The 10,860-nt window shown below is 73.1% G+C and carries 11 protein-coding genes; 5 read left to right on the forward strand and 6 right to left on the reverse strand.

The genetic code is table 11. The features are described 5' to 3' along the window. Window positions 1–1,179 (forward strand): zinc metallochaperone AztD, encoded by a 1,179-nt coding sequence (gene aztD / locus ADY59_RS29720; protein WP_049568790.1) that lies wholly within the window; start codon window positions 1–3, stop codon window positions 1,177–1,179. A 39-nt stretch (window positions 1,180–1,218) separates the two neighbouring features. Here aztD and ADY59_RS29725 read toward each other — a convergent pair whose 3' ends face one another. Beyond that, window positions 1,219–2,565 carry an MFS transporter gene (locus ADY59_RS29725; protein ID WP_049568793.1) on the reverse strand — a complete coding sequence of 449 codons (1,347 nt, stop codon included), beginning with the start codon at window positions 2,563–2,565 and terminating at the stop codon, window positions 1,219–1,221. A gap of 122 nt (window positions 2,566–2,687) precedes the next feature. On the opposite strand from ADY59_RS29725, the gene ADY59_RS29730 reads away from it, so the two are divergent. Further along, window positions 2,688–4,181, forward strand: a complete 1,494-nt coding sequence (locus ADY59_RS29730; protein ID WP_231618962.1) for a cobyric acid synthase — start codon at window positions 2,688–2,690, stop codon at window positions 4,179–4,181. Here ADY59_RS29730 and ADY59_RS29735 read toward each other — a convergent pair. Genes ADY59_RS29735 through ADY59_RS29745 form a run of 3 tightly spaced genes read right to left on the reverse strand, consistent with a single transcriptional unit; the run spans window position 4,117 to window position 6,441 of the window. Further along, a complete protein-coding gene (locus ADY59_RS29735; RefSeq protein WP_049568799.1) occupies window positions 4,117–5,139 on the reverse strand; it encodes a 1-acyl-sn-glycerol-3-phosphate acyltransferase in 1,023 nt (340 codons plus the stop codon). The genes ADY59_RS29730 and ADY59_RS29735 overlap by 65 nt on opposite strands. Window positions 5,140–5,155: 16 nt before the next feature. After that, the gene (locus ADY59_RS29740; protein WP_049568802.1) at window positions 5,156–5,977 is read right to left on the reverse strand and encodes a patatin-like phospholipase family protein; all 822 of its coding nucleotides are present in this window, start codon (window positions 5,975–5,977) and stop codon (window positions 5,156–5,158) included. Between the two features lie 5 nt (window positions 5,978–5,982). Beyond that, the gene (locus tag ADY59_RS29745) at window positions 5,983–6,441 is read right to left on the reverse strand and encodes an ArsR/SmtB family transcription factor (protein ID WP_049568805.1); all 459 of its coding nucleotides are present in this window, start codon (window positions 6,439–6,441) and stop codon (window positions 5,983–5,985) included. 120 nt (window positions 6,442–6,561) lie between these two features. On the opposite strand from ADY59_RS29745, the gene ADY59_RS29750 reads away from it, so the two are divergent. The 3 genes from ADY59_RS29750 to ADY59_RS29760 are packed head-to-tail and all read left to right on the forward strand — an operon-like array spanning window position 6,562 to window position 9,252. Further along, complete coding sequence (locus tag ADY59_RS29750) at window positions 6,562–7,473, forward strand: ABC transporter ATP-binding protein (protein ID WP_049568808.1); 912 nt, start codon at window positions 6,562–6,564, stop codon at window positions 7,471–7,473. Further along, on the forward strand, window positions 7,451–8,242 hold the full coding sequence (locus tag ADY59_RS29755) for an ABC transporter permease subunit (RefSeq protein WP_049568811.1): 792 nt from the start codon (window positions 7,451–7,453) through the stop codon (window positions 8,240–8,242). The genes ADY59_RS29750 and ADY59_RS29755 overlap by 23 nt, the downstream gene beginning before the upstream one ends. A gap of 2 nt (window positions 8,243–8,244) precedes the next feature. Further along, the gene (locus ADY59_RS29760; protein WP_053175275.1) at window positions 8,245–9,252 is read left to right on the forward strand and encodes a PucR family transcriptional regulator; all 1,008 of its coding nucleotides are present in this window, start codon (window positions 8,245–8,247) and stop codon (window positions 9,250–9,252) included. Between the two features lie 16 nt (window positions 9,253–9,268). Here ADY59_RS29760 and ADY59_RS29765 read toward each other — a convergent pair whose 3' ends face one another. Further along, window positions 9,269–9,874, reverse strand: coding sequence for a LysE family translocator (locus tag ADY59_RS29765; protein ID WP_049568814.1), 606 nt, complete (start codon window positions 9,872–9,874; stop codon window positions 9,269–9,271). Between the two features lie 10 nt (window positions 9,875–9,884). After that, complete coding sequence (locus ADY59_RS29770; RefSeq protein WP_049568816.1) at window positions 9,885–10,832, reverse strand: quinone oxidoreductase family protein; 948 nt, start codon at window positions 10,830–10,832, stop codon at window positions 9,885–9,887. Window positions 10,833–10,860 lie beyond the last annotated feature (28 nt).

A 10,860-nucleotide genomic window follows, 5' to 3' on the forward strand; every position in this document is an offset into this window, starting at 1 on the left:
ATGAATCGCAAGCTCCCCCTCCTGCTGGCCGCGGCCCTGCTCGCGAGCGCCTGCGGCGCCCAGAGCGCCCCGGCCGCCGCCCCCGCGTCGCCGGCCGCGTCGCCGGCCGCTGTGCCGACGCCGGCCGAGCCGGTCAAGGCGCCGCTCGTCGCGACGTACGACGGCGGTCTGTACGTCCTGGACGGCGAGACGCTGACCGTGGCCGAGGACATCCCGCTGCCGGGCTTCAACCGGGTCAACCCGGCCGGTGACGAGCGGCACGTGATGGTGTCGACGTCGACCGGGTTCCGGGTGCTCGACGCGGCCACGCCCGAGCTGAAGGCCGACGAGTTCAAGGGTCCCAAGCCGGGCCACGTGGTCAGGCACGCGGGCAAGACCGTGCTGTTCTCCGACGGCACCGGCAAGGTCACCGTCTTCGACCCGAAGGAGCTGGCGAGCGGGCTGCCCGAGGGGGAGGTCTACCAGGCGGCGGCGCCGCATCACGGCGTGGCCGTCCAGCTCGCGAACGGCGAGCTCCTCGTCACCCTCGGCACCGAGGAGAAGCGCAGCGGCATCATCGTCCTCGACCGCGACCGCCGGGAGATCGCCCGCAGCGAGCAGTGCCCCGGCGTGCACGGCGAGGCCACGGCCGAGGGCGAGGCCGTGGTGATCGGGTGCGAGGACGGGGTCCTCGTCTACCGGAACGGCAAGATCACCAAAATCGGCAGCCCCGACCCGTACGGGCGCGTCGGCAACCAGGCGGGGACGGACGAGTCGCCGATCGTGCTCGGCGACTACAAGAAGGACCCGGACGCCGAGCTGGAGCGGCCCGAGCAGGTGTCGCTCATCGACACCGGGTCGGGGCGGATGCGGCTGGTGGACCTCGGGACCAGCTACACCTTCCGGTCGCTGGCGCGGGGACCGCACGGCGAGGCGCTGGTGCTGGGCACCGACGGCGGGATCCACGTGATCGACCCGGAGAAGGGGAAGGTCGTCAGGACGATCCCGGTGCTGGGGGAGTGGCGTGAGCCTATCGAGTGGCAGCGGCCCCGGCCCGCGATCTTCGTGCGGGGCCACGTGGCGTACGTGACGGACCCGGACCGGAAGCAGGTGCACGCGGTGGACGTCGAGTCGGGCGAGAAGCTCCGGACGGGGACGCTGCCGGGGACGCCGAACGAGATCAGCGGGGCCGGGCACTGAGTAAGCGGCTCAGCCCCCGTCGCCGGGGGCTGAGCGGGCTCACGAGTCGCGGGCGGCGTCGAGGACCTTGGTGGCGTCGCGCTCGAAGGAGCCCCGCGCGCCGAGGGTGATCAGGCCGCCGATCACCATCGGGACGATCAGGATGTACATGCCGCCGACGAGCGAGCCGAGCTGGTCCGAGGCGATGCCGACGATCAGCGAGCCGAAGGCGCCGCAGCCGGTGATGAGGAGCTGGAGCGCGGCGAAGCCGAGCCCGCGGGCGCTGGCCGGCACCACGTCCGCCAGGCAGGCGGTCATGTTCGGGATGGCGATCGACATGGACGTGCAGGCGAGCAGGGTGAGGATGGCCATCGGCCACAGCGAGCCCATCGACAGCGCGACGGCCAGGACGAGCGCGCCGATCGTGATGCCGCCGCCGCCGGCCAGCAGCCGGCCGCCCTTGCGGGTGCCGTGCCAGGTGCGGCCCAGCCAGGAACCGATCAGGGTGCCGGCGAGCGTGCCGGCGATGGTGATCAGGCCGGACACCGAGCCCGCCATCCCGGCCGGGACGCCGAAGGTGCGGACCATGAGCGTCGGCAGCCAGAAGAAGACCCCGGCCAGGCCCAGCGTGAGCAGCCCGAGCCCCACGCAGACGAACACCAGCGACGGGATGGTGAGCACCTGCCGCATCTGCTTGCCGAACGGCACCTTCTCGGCGACGGGCGCGGGGGCGGGGTCGGGCGCGGGCACCGGCTCGGCGGGGACCGTGGCGGAGCGGGCGACGATCCGGTCCAGTTCGCCCCGGCGCGGCTCCTTGAGCAGCCAGACGAGCACGGCGGTGAGCAGTCCCGGGATCACCATGATCATGAACGCGTTCCGCCACCCGTACGCCTGGCCGAGCACCCCGCCCAGCAGCGTGCCGACGCCGCCCAGGTAGGTCGTGACGCGGGTCAGGCCGTACGCCTTGGCCCTGCTGATCGGCGGGTAGTAGTCGGCGAGCAGGCTGCCGGCGGCGGGGTTGTCGATGTTCTCGGCGGCGGCGAGCAGCACCCGCATCAGGTAGAACATGACGAACCCGGTGGCCAGGCCGGTGCCGAGCGTGGCGATGGCCCAGATGAAGACCACCACGGCGATGATCCGCGTGCGGTTGTACCGGTCGGCGAAGTAGCCGGCCGGGATGGCCACGATCGCCCCGGCGAGCGCGGCCGCCGTGGGGATGGAGCCGGCCGCGGTGTCGCTGAAGCCCCATTCGTGCTGCACCAGCGGGAGCACGCCCGATAGCAGGTTGGCTTCCATGCGGTCGACGAGGCCGACGATGAAGAGCACCACCAGAGGCGCCCAGCCGAACGGCGCTCTGGCGGCCGCGTCGATCCTGCCGGTCCGAGGCGAACCCAGCGTTCCGACCATGCCCCACCTTCCAGGAGGAAAATCTAGAATTACGTTCTAGGCGAACGTTCTAGTCAGAGTGGCAGAAGTCACAGGATTCGTAAATGGGTGTTTCCTTACGATTTCGCACTACGCTGCTCCAGGTGAAGGGCGCACTCCTCGTCGCGGGCACCACCTCCGACGCCGGCAAGAGCGTGGTCACCGCGGGCATCTGCCGCTGGCTGGCCCGCCAGGGTGTGCGCGTGGCGCCGTACAAGGCCCAGAACATGTCGCTCAACTCGTACGTCACCGCCGACGGCGCCGAGATCGGCCGCGCCCAGGCGATGCAGGCGCAGGCGGCGGGCCTGGAACCGGCCGCCGACATGAACCCGATCCTGCTCAAGCCCGGCAGCGACCGGCGCAGCCAGGTCGTGCTCATGGGCCGGCCGGTCGCCGACGTGGACGCGATGGAGTACGGCGAGCTCAGGGACCTGCTGCGCGCGACCGCCCTGGAGTCGCTGGCCCGGCTGCGCGATTCCTACGACGTCGTCGTGTGCGAGGGCGCGGGCAGCCCGGCCGAGATCAACCTGCGCCCCGGCGACATCGCCAACATGGGCCTGGCCAGGGCCGCGGACCTGCCCGTGATCGTGGTCGGGGACATCGACAGGGGCGGGGTGTTCGCCGCCTTCTACGGCACCGTCGGCCTGCTGGAGGCCGCCGACCAGGCGCTGGTGGCCGGCTTCGTGGTCAACAAGTTCCGCGGCGCCAGGGAGCTGCTCGAACCGGGCCTCGACCAGCTCAGGGAACTGACCGGGCGGCGGGTGTACGGGGTGCTGCCCTGGCTGGACGGGCTGTGGATGGACGTGGAGGACTCGCTGGCCCTGGACGGCCGCTCGATCCCCGCGCGCCGGCCGTACGGCAGGCAGACGCTGCGGGTGGCGGTGGTCCGGCTGCCACGCGTCTCGAACTTCACCGACCTGGACGCGCTGGCGGCCGAGCCCGGCGTGGTGGTGCGGTTCGTCACCGATCCGGCCGGGCTGGACGACGCCGACCTGGTGGTGCTGCCAGGCACCCGCGCCACCGTGGACGACCTGGCCTGGCTGCGCCGCACCGGGCTGGCCGACGCGCTGGTGTCACGCGAGGGGCCGATCCTGGGCATCTGCGGCGGCTTCCAGATGCTCGGGCGCGAGATCGTCGACGAGGTGGAGTCGGGCGCGGGCCGGGTGGACGGCCTCGGGCTGCTGCCGGTACGCGTCGAGTTCGCCGCCGAGAAGATCCTGGCCAGGCCGTACGGCGAGGCGTACGGGCAGCCGGTGCGCGGCTACGAGATCCACCACGGCCGGGCCACGGTCGAGGGCGGCGAGCCGTTCCTGGACGGCTGCCGGGTGGCCGCCGTGCAGGGCACCACCTGGCACGGCGCGCTGGAGAACGACGCGTTCCGGCGCGCCTTCCTGGCCGACGTGGCCGAGCGGGCCGGGCGCGACTTCGTCCCCGACCCCGCCACCGACTTCGCCGGGCTCCGCGAGGAACGCCTGGACGCGCTCGGCGACCTGGTCGAGGAGCACCTCGACACCGGCGCGCTGCTCGACCTCATCACGAACGGCCCGCCCGGGGCGCCGACGCTGCCTCCCGGTGCTCCGCGATCCACGCGTCGATGACCTCCCACTGGTCATACAGCCAGCGCACCCGCTCCTCGCGCCCGCGCGGCACCTGTTCGGCCGGCACCCGCCACCACTGCGCGCTGATGTGCGCGCTGAACGGCAGCCTGCGCCACACGTCGCCGAGCGTCACCAGGTCGTCCAGGCCGGTGTGCGCCACGAACACCACGTCCGCGGCGGGGCACGCCTCGATCGCCGCGATGGCCCCGCCCGGCCTGGGCGGCAGCAGGTGCTCCAGGCCCCTGGCGCGGGCCGCCTCCACGGCCAGCCCCTTCTCCTCCAGCCGGCGGATCGCCAGCAGGCGGCGGCGCGGGGTGAAGTTGCCGCCCTCCGGGAAGATCACCAGCGCGTCGTGGTCGTCCATCGTCGCGGCCAGCCTGCGGATCTCCTCGATCACCCCGCTCTGGCCGCGCTTGCGGGGCACGAACGCGTTCGGCAGCCGGTTGATCACCACGTCCAGCGACGGGTCGAGCTGCAACGCCGCCTTCATCACGATCCTCGGCCGCCTGCCGTACCGCGCGAGCAGGTGGTAGATCAGCAGGAACGAGTCGCCGGGACCGGCGTGCCGCGACAGCACCAGCACCGGCCGGGCCGCCTGCTCCGCCCCGGCCGGTGGTTCGCGGATCTCCACGGTCAGCCGGAAGATCCGCACCGCCGCGCCGTACACCTTGGCCAGGAACCACCTGATCAGCGCGTAGTGCCGCTCCTGGTGGCGGGCCCGGCCGAACGCGCCCGCCACCCACAGCGCCAGGCAGGCGGTGAGCACCGCCGTCTCCAGCGTCAGCCACGCCACGCCGAACCAGACGAACCGCAGCCCCCGGCGCTGCGGCGGCGGCAGGCGCAGCGACGCGGCGGCCGTCACCAGCAGCCAGAGCGGCAGCGTGACGACCATGAACACGGTCACCACGACGACCAGCGGCGCGATGATCAGCCGGCGCAGGATGCGAGGGGGCAGCACACGGGCCTCCCGGAGGTCAGCACCTCCATCCTCCCCCGGTGCGCAGGTATCGGGAAGAAGCCTCATAGGCCCGGTCGATGTAGCGGCCGATCTGCGAGGAGTCACGGTAGCGCAGCGGTGAGACCGGCCCGGTCGCCCCCGCGGGCAGCACGTGCACCTCGACCCCCGACGGCAGCGAGGCCATCTCCTCGGTGAACCGGTGCCGCCGCGCGATCTCGAACGCCACCATGCCCACCTCCCACGGCCGCCTCGGCGGCGTCAGCGGCCGCTCGATCCGGCCCACGTGCAGCACGAAGACCCGCTTGGCGCCCAGTTGCACGGCCCGGCCGACGGGGATGCTGTGCACCAGGCCGCCGTCGAAGAAGTGCTCGCCGCCGATCACCGCGGGCGGCAGCAGGCCCGGCACCGCGCACGAGGCCAGCACCGCCTCCACCAGCGGCCCCTCGGTGAACCAGTGCGCCCCGGCCCGCTCCACCGACGCCGCCACGCACTGGAACGGCACCGCCAGCTCCTCGATCCGGCCGACCGGCACCAGCTCCTCCAGCGCCGTGCGCAGCGGGGTGACCGGGTGCAGGTGCGTGCCGGTCCTGGCCAGCGTGGACAGCCGCGCCACCCAGGAGCCCGAGAAAGCCGTACGGACCACGTCGGAGCGCCACAGCGACGTCAGCTTGGCCACCGCGTCGCCGGGGGCGGCGGCGAGCAGGGCCCCGTTGAGCGCCCCGATGGAGGTGCCGACCACCAGGTCGGCGGCGATGCCCGCCTCGCCGAGCGCCTGCAGCATGCCGACCTCGTGGGCGCCGAGCAGGCCGCCGCCCCCGAGCACGAACGCGGTCTCCACGTCCCTCACTCCCGGCCGGCGACGTCCGTGGCCGCGGCCGCCAGGGCCAGCACCGGGAAGACGGCCTGCGCCGGCACCCGGTAGACGCCGCGTTCCGGCTGCTCGACCAGGCCGGCCGAGGCGAGCGTCTTGAGGTGGTGGTAGAGCTGCCCCTGCGAGGCCAGCGCCAGCTCGCCCTGCAGGTCGGCGATGGGTCGCGGGCCCGCGAGCAGCAGTTGCAGGATGCGCAGCCTGGCCGGGTGCCCGGCCGCGGCGAGCACGGCGGCGAGCGGCGCGGCCGGCTGCTCGACGAGCCAGCCGGGGGAGCGGACGGCCTCCCACTTCCATTGGTAACCGCCCAGGCTGGCCTCGCCGCCGTAGACGACGCGGCCGGTGTCGTCGGCGGCGGTGACCGCGGTGGCCGGTCTGCCCTCCAGGGCGGCGACCCGGGCCTCCAGCGCGCTCAACCGTTCTTCGATCTCCACGTCAGCACTCTACTCCGGAATTCCGGATTAACGGGTTACCGGGTGTCGGAAGGGAAGCGGTCCCGTCCATGCCGGACCCGGCCGGTGACGGGACGCCGCCCCGGGCGGCATCATTCCGGCATGACAGCGGTGGTGCGGGCCGAAGGGCTGACCAAGTACTACGGCAGGCGCCGGGGCCTGGAGGACCTCACCCTGGAGATCCGGCCGGGGGAGATCTTCGGCTATCTCGGGCCGAACGGCGCGGGCAAGACCACCACGATCCGGCTGCTGCTTGACGTGATCAGGCCCACCCGTGGCCACGTCCGCGTCCTCGGCGCCGGCTCGCGGGAGGCCGCCGTCCGCGCCAGGATCGGCTACCTGCCGGGCGAGCTGGCGCTGGAGGGCAGGGAGCGGGCCGCGGACTACCTGGCCTTCCTCGGCCGGGTACGCGGCGGCGTGCCGGCCGCGCGGATCGAGGCGCTGGCCGAGCGGCTGGACGCCGACCTGTCCGTGCCGATGCGCAAGCTCTCCAAGGGCAACAAGCAGAAGATCGGGCTCATCCAGGCGTTCATGCACGAGCCGGACCTGCTCATCCTCGACGAGCCGACCGGCGGCCTCGACCCGCTGGTGCAGCAGGAGTTCCTGACCATGGTGCGCGAGGTGCGCGCCTCCGGCAGGACCGTGCTCATGTCCTCGCACGTGCTGGCCGAGGTGGAGCACGTCTCCGACCGGGTCGGCATCGTACGGGCCGGGCGGCTGGTGGCGGTCGAGAACGTGGCGGCGCTGCGGGAGAAGGCGATGCGGCGAGTGGAACTGCACTTCGACGCGCCGGTCCCGGCCGAGGCGTTCGCCGACCTGCCCGGCGTACGGGAGCTGCGGGTGGAGGGCGCCGGGCTGCGCTGCACGATCGACGGACGGCCGGACGCGCTGGTCAAGGCGGCCGCCCGGTTCACCGTGGTGCACCTGGTCAGCGAGGAGCCCGATCTGGAGGAGATCTTCCTCACCTACTACAGCGACGAGGGGAGGGACGATGATCGCCAAGAGCCTGCGTGAGTTCAGGCGGTCGCTGATCTGGTGGACGATCGGCATCAGCGCCTTCATGGCCATGTATTTGAGCATTTATCCCAATATTTCGGGGAATCCTGATCTTTATGGGGCGCAGGCGCTCGCCAAGTTCCCCGGCGCGCTCCGCGACCTCATGGGCGGGCTGCAGGACATGACCAGCGGCCTCGGCTACCTGCAGTCGGTCGTCTACCAGCTGTTCGTGCCGATGCTGTTCACGGTGTGCGCGATGCTCATCGCCAACCGCGCCATCGCGCAGCCCGAGGAGGCGGGCACGCTGGAGCTCGTCGTCACGCTGCCGGTGGACCGGCGGCGGCTGCTCCTGCAGCGCTTCGCCGCCTTCGCGCTCGGCCTGCTGGCGGTGGCGGTCATCACGCTGCTGGTCACCTGGGCGCTGGCCGAGAGCGTGGCGCTGGGCGTCGGACTCGACCGGCTGGTCGCCGCCCACACCGGCGTCTACCTGGTCGGGCTCTTCTTCGGCAGCGTCACACTGGCCGCCGGAGCGGCGTCCGGGCGCCGCGCCCCCTCGCTGGCGCTGGGCGGCGTGTGGGCCGTGCTCGGCTACGTGGTCGTCACCGTCGGCCAGAACGTCGAGGCGATCGCCTGGCTCAAGTGGATCTCGCCGTTCCACTACTACGCCACCGGCCGGCCCCTCTACCAGGGCCTTCCGGCAGGGGACTACCTTGTGCTGGCGGGCGCGATCGCCGTGCTCGTGCTCACCGCCGTACTCGCCTTCGACAGGCGCGACATAGGAGTTTGACCGTGCCCCCTGAGGTGCTCGCTGAGCTGCTCGGCGGGCACCTTCACACGCTCCGGGCGGCCGCCCGCAGCGGCCGGCTGCCGGATCGGGCCGCGCTCGACGCCAACCGCGCCGCCGGGGGCCGGGCCGCCGAACTGGGCGTCCCGCTCCCGGCCCTGGTCGACGCCGCCGTCGCCGCCGCCGACGGGCTCCCCGGCGTGCTGCCCGCCTTACGCAGGGCGGTCGCCGCGCTCCTGGCCGGGTACGAGCAGGCCCAGCTCACCGCCCTGCGCGACGCCTCCGAGGAGCGCCGGCAGTTCGTCGACGACCTGCTGCTGGGCCGCGCCGAACGCCTCGCCGAACGCGCCGAGCACTTCGGCCTGCGCCTGGCCGAGTCGTACGTCGTGGCCGCCGCCCGCGGCCTGCGGGAGGTCGAGCCCGACCGCATCGAGCGCGACCTCGTCGCCCGGTTCGGCTCCCACAACATCCTGCTCGCCGTCCGCGACGGCCTGCTCGTCTGCGTGGTCCCCGCCACGCTGCCCGCCGCCGTCGGCGAGTTCACCCATCACGTACGGGCCCGCTTCCCGGCAGGCTGGCGCGTCGGCGTCGGACGGCCGCAGCGCGGCCCGGGCGGCATCGTCGCCTCCTACCGTGAGGCCGCCGGGGCCCTCGACCTGGCCGATCGGCTCGGGCTCAAGCACGACGTGGTCAAGGCCGCCGACCTGCTCGTCTTCCCTGTGCTGCTGCGTGACAGGAGCGCCATGGAAGACCTGGTGACCAGCGTGCTGAGCCCGCTGCTGGACGCCCGTGGCGGTCACGGGCCGCTCCTGGAGACCCTGGAGGCCGTCTTCGCCGCCCAGGGCAACCAGACGGCCGCCGCCCGCAGGCTGGGGCTCAGCGCCCGCGCCGTCACCTACCGGCTGCAGCGCATCCGCCGCCTGACCGGCTTCTCGCCCGACGACCCCACCCAGCGCTTCACGCTGGAGACGGCCGTCCTCGGCGCCCGCCTGCTCGACTGGCCGTGGGATTGACGCCGGTCATCGGCGATCAGTCCACCGCGAGCCGTACGCCGAAGCCCACGATGACCAGCCCCGTGACGCGGTCGAGCAGCCGGCGCACGGACGGCGTCCGCAGCAGCCCGCTCATCGCGGCCGCGAACGCGATCAGCGCCGCGCTCCACACCAGCCCCTCGGCCACGTGCACCCCCGCCAGCAGCAGCCCGGACCCCGCGTGCGGCGCGTCCGACGGCAGGAACTGCGGCAGCATCGCCACGTAGAAGGCGCCCACCTTGGGATTGAGCAGGTTGGTGACCAGCCCGCGCCGGAACCCGGTGCGGAACCTCACCTCCCGCTCGGCGGGCGCCTCCACGTGCGCGTCCTTCCTGACGAGGAGCATGCGCACCCCCATCCACACCAGGTACGCCGCTCCCGCCCAGCGCAGCACGTCGTAGGCGAGCTGCGAGGCCGCCAGCAACGTGGACAGCCCGGCGGCCGTCACCAGCCCCCACGCCAGCGTCCCGAGCTGGATCCCCAGCGTCACCCCCCACGCCGCACGCCTGCCGGCCAGCAGCGACGTCCGCAGGATGAGCGCCGTGTCGAGCCCCGGCGTCACGGTCAGCAGAGCGACAACAAGGGCGAATCCCGCTATGTCCATGCGGGTCAGATTAAGGGATGAGAAGCAGCTTCCCCGTGGTGCGGCGGGCGGCCAGATCCTCCTGCGCCCGGGCCGCCTCCGCCAGCGGGTAACGCTGCGAGACGTCGACCCTGAGCTCACCGGAGGCGATCCAGCCGAACAGATCGGCCGCCCGCCACAGCAGCTCCTCCCGCTCGGCCACGTAGTCGACCAGCGTCGGCCGGGTCAGGAACAGCGAACCGGCCCGGTTCAGCCGCTGCGGATCCACCGGCGGCACCGGCCCGCTCGCCGCCCCGTACAGCACCATCAGCCCCCGCCGGCGCAGCACCTCCAGCCCCGCGTCGAACGTCGTGGCGCCCACCCCGTCGTAGACCACGTCCACCTCGCCGCGCCACGCCCGCGCGAAGTCGTCGTAGTGCCTGACCTCGTCCGCCCCGGCCTCGCGGGCCAGCTTCTCCTTCGTCTCCGTCGACGCCGTCGCCAGCACCCGCGCGCCCCTGAGCTTGGCCAGCTGCGTGAGCAGCAGCCCCACCCCGCCCGCCGCCGCGTGCACCAGCACCGTGTCGCCCGGCTTCACCTCGTGCGTGGAGTGCGTGAGGTAGTGCGCCGTCATGCCCTGCAGCATCACGGCCGCCGCCAGGTCGACCGGCACCCCGTCGGGCACCGGCACCACCCGGTCGGCCGGCACCACGGCCTTCTCCGCGTACGAGCCCATCACCGAGGCCCACGCCACGGCGTCGCCCACGGCGACCCCGTCCACCCCGGGCCCCACGGCGGACACCACCCCCGCGCCCTCCGAGCCGATCCCGCTCGGCAACTGGAGCGGGTACAGGCCGGAGCGGTGGTAGATGTCGATGAAGTTCACGCCGCTCGCGGCGACCTGCACCACCACCTCCCCGGCACCCGGCTCCGGATCGGGACGCTCGACGTACTCGAGAACCTCTGGGCCGCCCTGGGCGGCGATCACGATGGCACGCATCCCCCTAGTCAACCGCTCCGCCCCTCCC

Source organism: Nonomuraea sp. SBT364 (assembly GCF_001083785.1).
GTDB lineage: Bacteria > Actinomycetota > Actinomycetes > Streptosporangiales > Streptosporangiaceae > Nonomuraea.